This window comes from Ktedonobacter racemifer DSM 44963 (genome assembly GCF_000178855.1).
GTDB lineage: Bacteria > Chloroflexota > Ktedonobacteria > Ktedonobacterales > Ktedonobacteraceae > Ktedonobacter > Ktedonobacter racemifer.
On record NZ_ADVG01000004.1, the window covers coordinates 1,739,396 to 1,753,301 of the forward strand.

Here is a 13,906-nt window from a genome sequence, read left to right on the forward strand (position 1 = left end):
AGCGCCGCAGGCGCGAGGGATCAAGCAAAAAAGACTTGCACATGGCGTTCTTTACTTTGGAGTATGCACTCTTGACAATGGGCCTGCCATTGAGTAAGCTCATGGTAGGATCATTTGGGAGCGATCCCAAAACTATTGTACATGATGCATTGCCAAAAAGTAAACGCTAAAGATTTAAAAAAACAAAGAGGTTGAAATGCCGCAATTGACGATTGAAGATATTGCCAGATTAGCTGGTGTTTCTCGCTCAACAGTGTCACGGGTCCTCAATAGTCATCCGAGTGTCCGGCCTGCTGTAAGAGACCGTGTGCAGGAAGTGATTACATCGCACGGATACACCCCCCAGGCAGCGGCGCGTCAGCTCGTCACACAGCGCACGCGGAGCATTGGATTGATTTTGCCCGATAATGTCTATAACCTCTTTGGCAACCCAATTTTTGCCTTGATGAGCCAGGGAGTGAGCCAGGTTTGCGCGCAACAAGGTTATACGTCCCTGCTCTTTATGGGTCGGCAGGATATGAATGAGCAAGATATGTTTAAAATGCTGCGCGGGCGTGAGTTTGATGGGGTTGTGTTAATCAGCAGCAACACCAATGATACCTGCGCGGCCTTTCTCAAAGAGTCGGGCATTCCCTATACGCGGATCGGCCATGAGCCAGGGCAAGACGACCTCAGGTATGTAGATGTGGACAATGTCGAGGCCGCACGTATCGGGGTCAAGCACCTGATCTCGCTAGGGCATCGGCATATAGCTATGCTTAAAGGGCTGGCCAGAGATACCTGTACCTCCGACCGCTATCAAGGCTATAAGGAGGCTTTGGAGGAAGCTGGTATCCCGCTGGACCCGGAGCTGGTCGGTGATGGAGATTGGTCCACCGCTAGTGGTTATGAGTTGACAAAGCGTTTTTTGCAGCTTGAGAGGCCACCCACAGCCCTCTTTTCCTCCAACGATATGATGGTCGCGGGTGTAATTCGGGCAGTACACGAACAGGGGCGAAGGGTACCTGAGGATCTGGCTATTGTTGGTTTCGACGATCTGCCCCAGACTACGATGATCTTCCCGGATTTGACTACCATCCGACAACCCTGCGTGGAGCTGGGTATCCGCGCTGCTGAGATGCTTATTGAGCAATTGGAGCATGACACGAAAGAGACCAAACCCATGCATGTCATTTTACCGACAACACTGGTGATTCGTGAATCTTGCGGCTTCAAGCGTCGCTCGGCTGTTTCTTAACGCAGATTTCATTAATCAATACAAACTACGGCATATGGATAACAAGCAAGAAACTTGACAAGCGCATATTTATTAGGTACACTCATTCGTAATAAAGTCTTGGGAGCGATCCCAAATGTCATCAGTTCATTTTAGCTGAATAAAGAGCAGAGGTTGCAATGCTGCAATTCACGATTAAACGTGAGCAAAACCAGAGTAGGTCTGCTAGCCAGATCACGTATTGTCTCCAACTCCAGAGACCCCATCCGGTAAAAAACATGGCGTCAGGTGGTCGATAAGTAGATGCCAGTCGATATTTCTGCCTACTTGCGCACCCAATAGCGCCTGACTTTCTAGCGTATATTCCCATATTGTCATTGAAGAGGCGTTTTCTTATCATCAGTTCAAAAGGTTGAGCTGATGTACGTAATTCGCAGGTATTTCGACGAGCCCAGGAAATGGCTCACCTTTCTGTTTCTAGCCTCGCCAAATACGTTGCTTAGAGTAGGCACTTCTTACTACGCATGTCTAGTTGATATGTTGTCATCTAGAGAATACGTCGTGCCTGAGGGAATGAGTATTATTTTGGAATTGGATGTTGCTGTTTGACATCTCTCTTTCCGCTTGATATATGGGACTGAGAAGGAACTATCGTTATGCAAGCACCAACGCTACCAACTGAACAGAAGATAGTGAGCCACCAGCGGCAGGGTGCTCCTAAGCGCTCCCTCTGGCGGGAGATACGTACAAATGTCTGGTCGTATATCTACATCACGCCGATGTTTGTGCTGCTGCTGGTTTTCGTCGTCTATCCTATCTTTGCCTCGCTGGGCTACACGCTCTATCAATGGAATGGCATTGGCGACCCCTCAAACTATGTGGGCCTGGATAACTTTGTACGCGTCATACACGATCCCTTTTTCTGGGGTTCCTTTCTGCATACGCTCATTTATACCCTTGTGTTGGTGCCTATCCAGTTACTCCTAGCCCTGGCTCTGGCGCTCGTCCTCAATAATCCCAAATTGCGCTTTGCCTCTTTCTATCGCTCGGTCTATTTTATTCCGGCTGTGACTTCCCCCGCGGTCATTGGCGTTGTGATACAACTGATTCTCTCTAATTTTGGCGATAACCTGAATCAGCTCTTGTTGAGCATGCACCTGATTCATGAACATATTGACTGGTTGGGGGATCCGCGTTTTGCACTGGGCATTATTATCACGGTAGGCATCTGGAATACGCTGGGCTATAACATGATCTATTTCCTTGCTGGCCTGCAAACCATCCCGGCTGAACTTTATGAAGCGGCTAGCATAGATGGGGCCAACAGCATTGCGCGCTTCTTCACTATCACTATTCCGCTATTGCGCGCCGTTGGCCTGGTCATTCTGATTCTGGCGATTCTGGGTAGCCTCCAGGTCTTTGATCTGGTGTTGGTCTTGACCGATGGTGGTCCCTATAGCGCGACCGAGGTGGTTAACACCTATATCTATCACCAGGCATTTGGTGGCTCCGCCCGCGCAGGCGTTCAACCCAATGTTGGCTTTGCCTCGGCTGCTTCATTCTTCTATGGCCTGATCTTGCTTGGTCTCTCCGTAGCGCAATTGTTGATATTCCGTTACATCAATCGCCAGCGTGCCATTGAGAGCGGTCAATAAAGAGGATGTACAGGGAGGTTTCTGATGAGTGTTTCTTCTATAACAGATAAGCAACAAAGACCCCGCAGGTCATTCTACAAATTTCGCCAGAAAGGGGGTATTGGGCTAACCCACCTCATTCTGCTAGTCGGTGGCCTTATCTGGATGTATCCATTTCTCTGGATGCTGGGCAGTTCGCTGAAAACCAACGCGGACTTCTTTGATCAGGGATTGAATATTTTTCCTCGGCAGATCGAGTGGTCTAACTATGTCAATGCCTGGAACGAGGCCTCTTTTGGCCAGTACTTCTTCAACACCGCCATTGTGGCGGGAACAACCGTCATCGTGGTGATGATTTTTACCGCGATGGCTGGTTACGCGCTGGCACGTACGAATTTCCCTGGCAAGAAACTCTTGCTTGGGCTCATCGCGCTGACGCTCTTTCTCCCGCATGGCTATACTATTATTCCTGTCTTCGATGTTGTCCAGCGCCTCGGCCTGTTGAATACGCTGGCTTCGGTCATTTTGGTGCAGGCGGCAGGCGGCATGGTTTTCAGCACCTTTTTGTTCATGGGCTACTTCTCGTCTATGGAGCGCGAGATTGAGGATGCGGCACGCGTTGATGGCGCAAACTTCAACCAGCGCTTCTGGATGGTGATGTTTCCTCTGGCTGGTCCCATGCTGGCTACGGTGGCCCTCTTTACCTTCATAGGCGCCTGGAACAGTTTCTTCATTCCCCTTGTCTTTACGCTGGGCGTTCCGGAACTGCGTACCCTGGCAGTGGGTATGTATGCCTTTATCGCCGAAAATAGCACAAACTGGACCTACCTGGCCGCCGGTTCGGTGATTACTCTAGCTCCCATTATGGCGGTCTTCATTCTGCTGCAACGCTATTTCATTAGTGGCGTGGAAGGCGCCGTCAAATCATAATGGCATGGATAGGAGGTCGGCTTCCAGCCTGCCTCCACCATCATCTCAGACGCAGGTAATCTTGCCTATGCTACACCTCGCGAGACAGGCAACTATCTATAAGGGAGGTGAGGCCAACAGGCTGACAATACGTCGATACGTGTTATCTGACATTCAATGAAGAGCAAGTAAAGCACGTTCAACTACTTTATTTTGTAAGCAAAGGAGCCTATCGTTATGGAGTTTTCATCTCGTTTCAGTCGGCGCAGCTTCGTGAAAACGGCTGCGGCTACCGCGGGGGCCGCTACGCTGGGTAGTGCCCTGGCAGCCTGTGGTGGTGGCAGTTCTTCATCAAAAACGATCACACTCAACTATTGGGACTATTTTGTTAGCCAGGCACCCTGGGTCGATAATGAGATCAAGCTGTTCGAGAAAGCGCACTCCGGCGTCAAGATCAAAAAGACGATCCAATTGAACTCTTCCTATGCCAACCTCTATTCGTTGGCTGCGAAAAGTCACAATACCCCTGATGTGGCGATGATTCCTCCGCAACCCAACTTCAATATTCAAGCCTCGCAGGGTTGGTTTATGCCAGTCGATAAGTGGGCCAATGCTGCCTGGAAAGCGAAGTTCCCTGAAGGCACCTTCCACGAAGGAAACAATGTGTTTAACGGGAAGCTTTACTCCGCTCCGATCTCCGGTGCCGCCCCCTGGCTGCAGCTCTATATTAATAATAAAGTCTTCCGCGATGCTGGCCTGGTCAATAGCGATGGCAGCGTGAAGATACCCAAAACCTGGGATGATGTGACGCATTTTGCCGAAACCATTACCAAGAAGAGTGGCGGTAGTACCTATGGTCTGGGCTTTGGCAACAGTGGAGGAGGCCTGTTCCAATGGTTCACGCATGTCTTCACCCTGGGGGCTGGCGCAGTGGGCGGCGGTTATACTATGGACTACCGCGTCGGTAAATACACCTATGGCACGGATCGCAACTATTACGACTTCCTGAGCCTGTTCAAAGAATGGAAAAACAATGGCTATATTTACCCTAACGCGGTGAGTATCTCTGACGAGGTTAGCCGTGCCTACTTCGAGCGCGCCAAATTCGGGATGACAATGGGAGGCGTCTGGAATCAGGCCGAATGGACAACGCATAACTTCACCGATTACTCGCTGACGACATTGATCTCCCCCACGGAAACGCCAAAGGCCTACTTCCCTACAAGTCCGGGTGGCACCCTCTGGGCTATTCCCGCGGAGACGAAGCATCCCGAAGAGGCCTGGGCCTGGTTCGACTGGCTGTATAGCGTGGATGCTGGTAAACGCTGGACGCAGCAGTTCAACGAGGATCTCTCGGCCTTCCCCCAGAATAACGATTCCAGCAAGATCAAATTCAAACCATTTGCCCAGTTTGTTGGTCTAGGCAAGCTTGCAATGCCTGCTCCTGATCCCAGCATACGCAATCCTCAGACTGCGCATGTGGAAGTGCAGGCGGTCAAGCCCAATCTGGATGATGTCATAGGTGGTTATTATACTGGTCAGCTTCAGGATCTTCATGCCGCTCTTTCCGATATAGAAGGACGTATGCAGAAGGCACAGGATGATGGCGTCAAGGTAGCGCAACAGAAGGGCTACAAGGTTAGTGCAGACGATTACAAGTTCACCGATTGGGACCCAACCCAACCCTATATTACCAAACCTGCTCAGGCTTAGCATGCCGAGAAGTAACGCTCTCCATGAGTCAGAGTGTTCCGTCTCGTAGGTCCACTTGCAATGAAGGCCAGAATCTGGAGGCGTAAGTCGTCGAACGAGGTAAAATTGCCTTGCTTGAGTTACTTACGTCCCAGAATTCAGTGCTTTTCCACCTTTGCTGACATTGCCCTGGTCGTGCAAGAGGTCTGGCCCTGTACGACCAGTCGGCCTTGTTGGATGAGCCGATCAACGCCTTTTCCTTTCTCCGCTCATCTGGCCAGTAACGTGTTGCTCCTGATCCCAGCGGTGATTCTGGTACAGATCGACGTAATCCGTCCCCAGGCGCTTGAGACTGGCGTCAATCATCCGGCCTGGTATTGTTCGTCACTGACCTTTTCCATCCAGTCGACGGTCTTGCCTTCAAGCTTTTCTTGAATAGCGATATGGGTCATCGTTGTGTTTGGTGCGGCGCCATGCCAATGTTTCTCACCTGGCGCGAACCAGATTACGTCCCCCGGCCGAATTTCCTCGATCGGGCCGCCCAAGCGTTGGGCCCGGCCACAGCCAGCCGTCACGATCAGGGTCTGGCCCAGCGGGTGGGTGTGCCATGCGGTCCGAGCACCGGGTTCAAACGTGACACTGGCGCCGACCACGCGGGCTGGTCCAGGGGCCTCGAATAGGGGGTCAATGCGTACCGTGCCGGTAAAGTACTCGGCTGGTCCTTTGCCGGAAGGCTGCGAGCCACTTCTTTTGATGTCCATGTGCTGAAGTCCTCCATTATGCCTGCAAAAGTAGAGAGGTATGTTCTCTGTCTGGAGGTAGTATAGACGCCCTGGAGCACAGGGTGATAGAATAATTGTCGAAAATGATTGTCTGATTCTGCAAATCTTCCAGATGAGCGATGGAGAAACATGTTCAGAAGCGGCTACGGATCCAGGAGGCCCGCCGTCTGATGCTGAGCGAAGACCTCGACGCTGCAAGTGCTGCCTATCGGGTGGGGTACAACGACGCCTCTCACTTCAATCGGGAATACCAAAGCCTCTTCGGTGTCCCACCGATGCACGACGTGCAACGGCTGCGGGAAGAGGCCCTGGAAGGAGTTGGCTGATAAGCCAGAGAGAACCGCTCTCCAGACTGATGAGAGAGTTTTGCAGGAATCCTCGTTCAACATCTATTGCTTTCGCTGTAGCCATTGGACGGCGATCAAGGTCTTGGCGTCATTAATCTTTCCCTGTTCCAGCAGGCTCCACAGCTCATTTAGAGACAGCTCAACTTGCTCGATATCTTCATGCTCGCCTGCCGCGCCTCCGCCAGCAGCGACCTGGTCGGCGTTCCCTACCTCGGCATAGTAGAGGATGATGCGTTCAGAGGAGCCTCCCGGGGAGACGTAGAAGGTCGCGATATAGGTCAGGTCATGTACCTGGTAGCCGATTTCCTCATGGATTTCGCGGCGAATACAGGCTTCAGGCTGCTCGTTCTCGTTGATGCTGCCCGCCACGACTTCTGTAAGCCAGCCTGGCCCCTTCTCATAGGTTGGGTACCTGAACTGGTTAATGAGAATGACCTTCTGGGTATCTCGATTGAAGAGCAGAGCTGCCGCTGAGTCTCCACGCTCGAAAACGAGTCGCTGTACTGGCTCGCTCATTTGCCCATTGAATTTCTCAAAGCGGAGGGTGGCTTCTTGAATTTTGAAGTGCTTTTCGTCGAAGATGGTGCGTTGCTGCTGAATGTCTACTTTGCGCATAAGCTATCCTTCCTCAGATGATATATACGCCATTATAAGTTATCTATTTCAGAACTTCTCACCACTGCGTGGTTAGTGGAGTCAGGGTATGTGGTGTGGAAAGGCCTGCGGCCTTTCCACACCACATACCCTGACCCGGAAACGCTCTGAACGTGTACGCCAGCAGCGCTTATTCTTGGGGCAAGAGGATGCTTTGTGGGGTGCCTGTTTGGGCGGCCTTTACGGCTGCGAACATCAGCGCCAGGGTGCCGAGATTGTCGCTTCCAGAGCACTCGGCCTCGGTATCGCTTTCAATGGACTGGATGAAGGTCGCCAGGCTGCCGAGGCGGTCGAGGTAGGGAACCTCGGGTAAAGTCAGGCTGACGCCCTCTTCGCCGATGGCGTAGACAGTAGTGCGGTCGTCGGCTGGCTTGTCGCCGCGTCCCGTCCACTCAATAGAGCCGTTACGGCACTCGATGCGCCATTCGCCGTTCCAGGGAGTTTGCGGGCTGGTGCTGGCCCAACTTCCACGATAATTTACCACTGCACCGCCGCTGAACTCAATGGTGGCGGCAGCCGAGGATGGATCATCGAACTGGTCCCAGGAGGTATTCCAGGCGTGGCAGGTGATGCGCTGTGGCTCTTGCTTCAGAAGTTTGCGCATCAGATCAAAGTGGTGTACCGCCATGTCGACCAGGAGCGGTTGCCAGGCGCGATAATAGAGGTAGGCGTCGCGAGGTACATTGACATAGCGACGGAAATCAATATTAATGGTGGAGATCTCTCCCAGCGCCCCCTCTTGCAAGAGAGCATCAACCGCGGCAACCGTCGGCTGGAAGCGATAGTTCTGACTGACCATGAGGTGTACACTACGTTCCCGAGCCAATTTGACCAGGGAGTCGGCCTCTTCCAGTGTGGGCGCGAAAGGCTTCTCAACCAGTACATGCTTATTATGTTCGAGGGCTATACGCGCCAGCGGAACGTGAGCGTTCAGGCCAGCAGTGACCAGTACCGCGTCGCAATCAACCCCTTTTAAGGCCTCTTTCAGATCAGTGAAACATGCTTGAGCAGGGAGGGTATAATCTTCTTGCACACGTTGTAGAGCTTTCTCGCTCATGTCAACGCACGCGACCAGTTCTACGTCTAGATCATTGTTTAGAACAAGCTTTGTCCAGGAGTGGCCCCAGCCACCTACACCAACTTGGATAATACGTAAAGGCATATAGTTCACTTCTTTGCAAGGAATATAAGCGCCAACCACGGAAGCGTTTACAGATAGCGTTGTTTCTCCAGGTTGCGTGCTCTATGACTACTGTATAGCTGTAAACATTTTGATGGTACCTGATCTATTTCTTGATTGTCAAGTATACCGCTTGTAGGCTTGTAGGTAGAGGACACCTTAAATGTTCACCTTTCGCGCCCGCGGCGCTCAGGGTAGGGGATGGAGACGTGTGGTGCGGGCGAATTGCCCGCACCACACGTCTCCATCCCCTACCCTGAGATCTGAGTAAAGAGCGTTGCTTTAAGCCAGTGGACGGAAGGTGACTGCTTGTGCCTCCTCTTCGGAAGCACGTCGAACATAGCTCTGCTCGGGCGTGGTTCGTGCGACCTCTCTTCCTCCCTTGAAAACATAGAGGCGGGGTGGCAGCAAGCGCAGGGCCTCAAAGGCGGACGGCGCATCCAGCAGGAGAAAGTTTGCTGGCTTCCCCTCCTCAAGCCCATAGCGATCCTCAATGCGTAATGCCTTCGCACCATTGCTTGTAATGAGGTCCAGGACGTCATTGATTTCTTCGTAGCCGCTCATATGACAGAGAAAGAGTGCCAGTTGCGCGGCCGCGAGCATATCCCCACGTCCCAGGGGGAACCAGGGGTCCATAATGGAGTCATGTCCCAGGGCGACGTTGACGCCGTTGGCTAGAAGCTCTTTGACGCGTGTAATACCCCGGCGTTTGGGGTAGGTATCGAAGCGCCCCTGTAAGACAACGTTGTCAAAAGGATTGGCGATCACGTGCATCTGGGCACGCTTGAGCAGGCCCATCAGTTTAAAGGCGTAGGCGTTGTCGTAGGAATGCATGGCGGTGCAGTGGCTGGTGGTCACGCGCCCATGCCAGTTCTGCTTCATAGTATCTGCGGCCATGACTTCGGTAAAGCGCGAGTGAGGATCGTCCGTCTCGTCGCAGTGACAGTCAATGTCGCGGTTGAACTCTTTGGCGAGCTCAAAGACATAATGAACATCCTCAACGCCCATATCGCGCGTCCACTCATGATGCGGAATGCCGCCCACGATATCGCAACCTAGCTCCATGGCCCGGCGCATGAGTTGCGGTCCCTCGGGGAAGGAGAAGATGCCATCCTGGGGAAAAGCTACCAGTTGTAGCTCACAGATATCGCGGACCTCTTCACGTACCTCTAGCAGCGCTCTCAGAGCCGTCAAATTGGGGTCGCAGACGTCGACATGACTGCGGATATGGAGCGTTCCCTGCGCGACCTCCCAGCGGATCTCTTCCAGGGCGCGGCGCTTAACATCCTCAACAGTCAGGCTGCCTTTGCGCTCACCCCAGATCTGAATGCCCTCAAGCAGTGTCCCCGAGGCATTATAGCGTGGCTGGCCGACTGTGAGTACGGCATCCAGGTGCACATGCGCATCAATAAAAGGAGGCGAGACCAGCCTGCCTTCGGCCTCGATGACGCGTGCTGCCTGAGCGGCATCCAGGTTTGTCCCTATCCGCGCAAAGAGACCATCCTTGACCGCGATATCCACGAGATCCTTATGCCTATGTAGGCGTGCTCCGCGAATGAGTATATCGTATTGCATTAGACGCTCAAATCCTCTCTAGTCTGTACAAAGAGAGACAGGTGGTAGTTTCCTGTAAGCCGTGCGGCATCCAGAAAATTACCACCTGTCTCTGTGCGTATGAGCACAAGTAGTAGTATTACTATAGCATTGAGCTTCAATACTACTCAGTGGACTCTTCGCCTAGCGCTTGCTCTGCTTTAGCTCCAGGGGGCGCAGGATCAGGTACGCGATACAGGCGAAGACGACGCCCAGCTCAAAACCAACATCTGCACCGCCCAGGGCCTGAGCCAGGGGACCAGTGAAGAGCAGCTGCGAGGCGCCCAGGTAGACGCCGACCAGGCCGAGGGCCATGGAGACCAGCGCGGCCCAGCCAATTGGAAGCTTGCTGGCCGTATTCCAGTCATCCACATTGTACTTGCCACGGCGGAAGAGGCGATCCTCCAGGAAGAGGATAACCGCCCAGGGACCCAGCCAGTAGGCGACGAGGAGGAGGAAATTCTCCAGAGTGCCGCTGTAGTTTTGGGAGGCTGGAATGGCAATCGCGATATAGATGACCGCACCAATCAAGGTCCAGATGGCGCGGTTGATTTTCTGGAAGCTCTTGCCCAGCACCTGCATGGTCAGACCCAGGCTATAGTCATTGGGAATATTGTTGGCGATGACGCTCAACGTGAGCAGCGCTAGCAGGAAGGTTCCAAAGCCACCCAGGGGCTGGAGGACGGCAGCCAGGAGATCGCCACCCTCTTTGCCCGCATATGCTGTGGCTGTGCTTAGGGTCAGTCCCAGGGTCTCGAGTAGGATACAAGGAATGGTTACGCCCAGGAAAGTCAGCCAGAAGACGCGCGAGGTTGAGGTCTCTTCAGGCTGATTCACATTGTAGTCAGCGGCGTATGAGGTCCAGCCAGTCGCGAAGCCATAGATTGCACCACCAAAGGAGATGAGGCTGCCAACCCAGGCGAGGCTCATCGCGGGCGTTGGCACGATAGTGGCTTTGGGACCACCGATGACGGCCAGGAGCGCGAAGATAATAGCCATGGGAATCCAGGCGAAGCGCTCATAGCGATGAACATATTTGTAACCGTAAATGCTGACAACCGTTGTCAGTACAGCAATGACGACAACGCCCACCCAGGCTGGTATCGCGCCCTTGCTCAAGGCGGAGACGAGCTGACCGCCGACGATAACGTTCACGGCCGACCAGCCGATACAGGCCGCGACATTGAAGAGGGACATGATGATGGCGCCAACCCAGCCAAAGGAGAAGCGGGAGATCGTCATCTGGCGTAGACCCAGCTTGGGACCCAGCGTCGAGAAGAACGCGACCGGCAAGACGCCTAGAATGTTGAAGAGGACGATGATGGCCAGCCCATCCCAGAAGCCCAGCTTGAAGATAGGGATTGCCAGGCCGCCCAGGGCGACGGTTGAAATAACCAGGTTGGCCGAGAGCCACATGGTAAAGTTGTCAAAAATGCGAACGTGCGCACGCGCTTGGGGAGACACACGCTCAATACCGTGTGTCTCAATTGGTTTCTCAAGATCAGAAACAACGACAGTATCGGTTGCCATTGAAGAAGGACCTTCCTTTACGGATATATAAATGTATAGATATAAGTACATCTATCCTTTTGGCATAGAAAAAGCGTTGTAAGCGTAGGCTTACAGCGTTCTCTGCCATTGGGAAAATTATCTCTGCTGTCATTATATGCTAGAGCTGGCTCTATAGCTACTCGGTTTTTGTGCACTTTGAACAAAAAAATGCTGACTGAGAAAAATCCCATCTCCATTTGATGATAAGATAAATGTATCTAATCAGGACTTCTCGCCACTACGTGGCTCGCCGGGTCAGGGGGTGCCGGTGCTGGGCTGGCGGAGCCAGCCCAGCACCGCACCCCCTGACCCGGCAAAACGTCGCAGATGCTGAGACACGGGTTAAACAATGAGATTGTCTATGCTCCTAGCACCCTCTGACCCGGCGAAACATCGCAGACGCTGAGAACACTTCGCCAGGAGAGGTGGCGAGCAATTCCAAGAATGAAAGGGATAATTACCGATGAAACTGGAGCGACCTGATATTGTAACGATGCTTTCCCAGCTTGAAAGAGCTTACCAGTTGTTGGCTGACCACTATAACGCCGCTCAAATGGATAGAGAGAGGCTAACCACTGTCTTACTGGACTTGCGCTGGTACGCGCAACGCCTGGGCGAAGAGCGATGGGAAGTGGCCCCAAGAGTGGGACGTTGGAGCTTTGCTGAAAACGTGTGGCATATTACCGAGCAGGCGTTAGAAGAGGCCCAACAACCAACCTCCGCCTCTATCGTATACTTTATAGACCATGGGAAAGAACATGTTGGCCAGGCCGCCGAGATCTTTGCCCTGTTTGAATATGGTCAGGTGTAGCCCTGATTACAGAAAACGAGCCAGAAAGCCCCCGTGATTTATCCGGGGGATGAATGGCTCTTCCTTGTTTGGGGTGGATTGGGTGGAGTTGGACAGTAGGACGGATCATACCACAACAGGAATGCATCCACGGCACGTCGTACCAATTCTGCGACAGGGACACCCTCTTTCTCAGCTTGCTCATGCAATTTTTGGTGTTGCGTTTCATTCAGGTAAATGTTTGTACGTCTCACTCTTTCACCTCTTGCATACATCAGAATTTTGATGTATAATTATAGCATCACACAGAAGAAAGGTGCAAGGGCGCAATGCTCATCTACGAATACAAACTCGATGGAACCAAGGCACAATACGCTGCCATTGATGAAGCTATTCGCATTGTGCAATTCATTCGCAATACGTGCTTGCGTTTGTGGATGGATGACCACGCCACCAGGAATGACTTGCAACTGTATTGCGCCGTCCTTGCCAAAGAACACCCCTTTGTCTTTTCGCTCAATTCTCAGGCTCGTCAAGCCAGTGCGGATCGGGCGTGGTCTGCCATTGCACGCTTCTATGACAACTGCAAAGCAAAAAAACCAGGGAAGAAGAGCTATCCCCGTTTTCAGCACGATAACCGTTCTGTGGAGTACAAGACAACCGGGTGGAAACTCGACCCTGATGGCAAGCATATCACCCTCACCGATGGGTGTGGCATTGGGAGGGTACGTTTGATCGGGAGTCGTGATCTTGCGACCCGCCCCATACCCGCCATCACTCGTGTTCGTCTCATCCGGTGTGCAGACGGCTACTACTGCCAATTTGCTATTGTTGCCGAGCGGCATATTGAACATGTTCCCACTGGCAAACAGGTTGGAATCGACGTTGGTTTGAAGGCGTTTTTCACGGATTCTGAAGGGAACACTGTCGAGAATCCCCGCCACTATCGCAAGGCTGAAACGCGCCTCAAACGCTTGCAACATCGCCTCTCACGCAAACAAAAGAAGAGTAAAAACCGCAAAAAAGCCCGCCAAGCCGTGGCGTATGCCCATTTGAAGGTCCAAAGGCAGCGCGAAGATTTTGCCAGAAAGCAGGCAAACGCGCTCGTCACATCTCACGATTTGATTGCCTTTGAAGAGTTGCAGATTCGCAATATGGTGAGGAACAGACACCTTGCCAAGAGCATCCACGATGCTGGATGGGGGCAATTTCTGCTTTGGGTCAAGTATTATGCAGCAATACATACAATCCCTGTTATAGCAGTATTCCCCCACTACACCAGTCAAGAGTGTAGTGCGTGTGGAACGCTCGTGAAGAAGACATTGAGTGTGCGCACGCATGTGTGTACGGGGTGTGGTGTGGTCTTAGACAGGGATCATAACGCCGCATTAAACATTTTGCAAAAAGCTCTCAGTACCGTAGGGCATACGGGAACTGATGCGCCTGTGAGTGCATGAAACGCTTCTGGACAGGAAGGCCGCTACTGCCTCTCAGCAATGGGAGTCAGCAAGTCACCTGGATGAAGGAAGAATCCCCCTGGATTTATCCGGGGGAGTGT

General features: G+C 52.6%; 12 protein-coding genes and 2 pseudogenes. 7 read left to right on the top strand and 7 right to left on the bottom strand.

Translation table 11 applies throughout. The annotated features are described in order from the left end of the window. Positions 1-196: 196 nt before the first annotated feature. The 4 genes from KRAC_RS49260 to KRAC_RS49275 all read left to right on the top strand — a co-directional run bounded on the left by KRAC_RS49260 (position 197) and on the right by KRAC_RS49275 (position 5,472). On the top strand, positions 197-1,237 hold the full coding sequence (locus tag KRAC_RS49260; RefSeq protein WP_007920191.1) for a LacI family DNA-binding transcriptional regulator: 1,041 nt from the start codon (positions 197-199) through the stop codon (positions 1,235-1,237). Between the two features lie 635 nt (positions 1,238-1,872). Further along, positions 1,873-2,871, top strand: coding sequence for a carbohydrate ABC transporter permease (locus KRAC_RS49265; RefSeq protein WP_007920194.1), 999 nt, complete (start codon positions 1,873-1,875; stop codon positions 2,869-2,871). A gap of 24 nt (positions 2,872-2,895) precedes the next feature. Further along, positions 2,896-3,780, top strand: coding sequence for a carbohydrate ABC transporter permease (locus KRAC_RS49270; RefSeq protein ID WP_007920200.1), 885 nt, complete (start codon positions 2,896-2,898; stop codon positions 3,778-3,780). A gap of 216 nt (positions 3,781-3,996) precedes the next feature. Next, a complete protein-coding gene (locus KRAC_RS49275; protein ID WP_007920202.1) occupies positions 3,997-5,472 on the top strand; it encodes an ABC transporter substrate-binding protein in 1,476 nt (491 codons plus the stop codon). A 270-nt stretch (positions 5,473-5,742) separates the two neighbouring features. Here the strand turns inward: KRAC_RS49275 and KRAC_RS80390 are convergent. Both KRAC_RS80390 and KRAC_RS49280 read right to left on the bottom strand, forming a co-directional pair. After that, a pseudogene (locus KRAC_RS80390) lies at positions 5,743-5,820 on the bottom strand (aldo/keto reductase); the annotation flags it as partial. After that, entirely contained in the window at positions 5,814-6,212 is a 399-nt protein-coding gene (locus KRAC_RS49280) for a (R)-mandelonitrile lyase (RefSeq protein WP_007920206.1), read from the bottom strand. The pseudogene KRAC_RS80390 and the gene KRAC_RS49280, both read right to left, overlap by 7 nt. 155 nt (positions 6,213-6,367) lie before the next feature. On the opposite strand from KRAC_RS49280, the pseudogene KRAC_RS49285 reads away from it, so the two are divergent. Further along, positions 6,368-6,559 (top strand): annotated as a pseudogene (locus KRAC_RS49285) (helix-turn-helix domain-containing protein); the annotation flags it as partial. Between the two features lie 63 nt (positions 6,560-6,622). Here the strand turns inward: KRAC_RS49285 and KRAC_RS49290 are convergent. The 4 genes from KRAC_RS49290 to KRAC_RS49305 form a co-directional block, all read right to left on the bottom strand. After that, the gene (locus KRAC_RS49290; protein ID WP_007920209.1) at positions 6,623-7,195 is read right to left on the bottom strand and encodes an NUDIX domain-containing protein; all 573 of its coding nucleotides are present in this window, start codon (positions 7,193-7,195) and stop codon (positions 6,623-6,625) included. A gap of 169 nt (positions 7,196-7,364) precedes the next feature. After that, the gene (locus KRAC_RS49295; protein ID WP_007920211.1) at positions 7,365-8,396 is read right to left on the bottom strand and encodes a Gfo/Idh/MocA family protein; all 1,032 of its coding nucleotides are present in this window, start codon (positions 8,394-8,396) and stop codon (positions 7,365-7,367) included. Positions 8,397-8,696: 300 nt separating this feature from the next. Next, positions 8,697-9,989, bottom strand: coding sequence for a cytosine deaminase (codA, locus tag KRAC_RS49300; RefSeq protein ID WP_007920213.1), 1,293 nt, complete (start codon positions 9,987-9,989; stop codon positions 8,697-8,699). 162 nt (positions 9,990-10,151) lie between these two features. Then, a complete protein-coding gene (locus KRAC_RS49305; protein WP_007920214.1) occupies positions 10,152-11,537 on the bottom strand; it encodes a purine-cytosine permease family protein in 1,386 nt (461 codons plus the stop codon). 484 nt (positions 11,538-12,021) lie between these two features. Here KRAC_RS49305 and KRAC_RS49310 point away from each other — a divergent pair, with 484 nt between their 5' ends. Continuing rightward, positions 12,022-12,369 (top strand): hypothetical protein, encoded by a 348-nt coding sequence (locus tag KRAC_RS49310; RefSeq protein WP_007920215.1) that lies wholly within the window; start codon positions 12,022-12,024, stop codon positions 12,367-12,369. Positions 12,370-12,407: 38 nt separating this feature from the next. On the opposite strand, the gene KRAC_RS78845 is transcribed toward KRAC_RS49310, so the two are convergent. Continuing rightward, positions 12,408-12,623, bottom strand: coding sequence for a ribbon-helix-helix domain-containing protein (locus KRAC_RS78845; RefSeq protein WP_244422443.1), 216 nt, complete (start codon positions 12,621-12,623; stop codon positions 12,408-12,410). A 54-nt stretch (positions 12,624-12,677) separates the two neighbouring features. On the opposite strand from KRAC_RS78845, the gene KRAC_RS49315 reads away from it, so the two are divergent. After that, positions 12,678-13,805 carry an RNA-guided endonuclease InsQ/TnpB family protein gene (locus KRAC_RS49315; RefSeq protein ID WP_007920216.1) on the top strand — a complete coding sequence of 376 codons (1,128 nt, stop codon included), beginning with the start codon at positions 12,678-12,680 and terminating at the stop codon, positions 13,803-13,805. Positions 13,806-13,906 lie beyond the last annotated feature (101 nt).

Excerpts from the sequence above, each read along its gene's own strand:
- KRAC_RS49260 (WP_007920191.1), top strand. The coding sequence starts at position 197 with ATGCCGCAATTGACGATTGAAGATATTGCCAGATTAGCTGGTGTTTCT.
- KRAC_RS49265 (WP_007920194.1), top strand. The coding sequence starts at position 1,873 with ATGCAAGCACCAACGCTACCAACTGAACAGAAGATAGTGAGCCACCAG.
- KRAC_RS49270 (WP_007920200.1), top strand. The coding sequence starts at position 2,896 with ATGAGTGTTTCTTCTATAACAGATAAGCAACAAAGACCCCGCAGGTCA.
- KRAC_RS49275 (WP_007920202.1), top strand. The coding sequence starts at position 3,997 with ATGGAGTTTTCATCTCGTTTCAGTCGGCGCAGCTTCGTGAAAACGGCT.
- KRAC_RS49280 (WP_007920206.1), bottom strand. The coding sequence starts at position 6,212 with ATGGACATCAAAAGAAGTGGCTCGCAGCCTTCCGGCAAAGGACCAGCC.
- KRAC_RS49290 (WP_007920209.1), bottom strand. The coding sequence starts at position 7,195 with ATGCGCAAAGTAGACATTCAGCAGCAACGCACCATCTTCGACGAAAAG.
- KRAC_RS49295 (WP_007920211.1), bottom strand. The coding sequence starts at position 8,396 with ATGCCTTTACGTATTATCCAAGTTGGTGTAGGTGGCTGGGGCCACTCC.
- codA (WP_007920213.1), bottom strand. The coding sequence starts at position 9,989 with ATGCAATACGATATACTCATTCGCGGAGCACGCCTACATAGGCATAAG.
- KRAC_RS49305 (WP_007920214.1), bottom strand. The coding sequence starts at position 11,537 with ATGGCAACCGATACTGTCGTTGTTTCTGATCTTGAGAAACCAATTGAG.
- KRAC_RS49310 (WP_007920215.1), top strand. The coding sequence starts at position 12,022 with ATGAAACTGGAGCGACCTGATATTGTAACGATGCTTTCCCAGCTTGAA.
- KRAC_RS78845 (WP_244422443.1), bottom strand. The coding sequence starts at position 12,623 with ATGTATGCAAGAGGTGAAAGAGTGAGACGTACAAACATTTACCTGAAT.
- KRAC_RS49315 (WP_007920216.1), top strand. The coding sequence starts at position 12,678 with ATGCTCATCTACGAATACAAACTCGATGGAACCAAGGCACAATACGCT.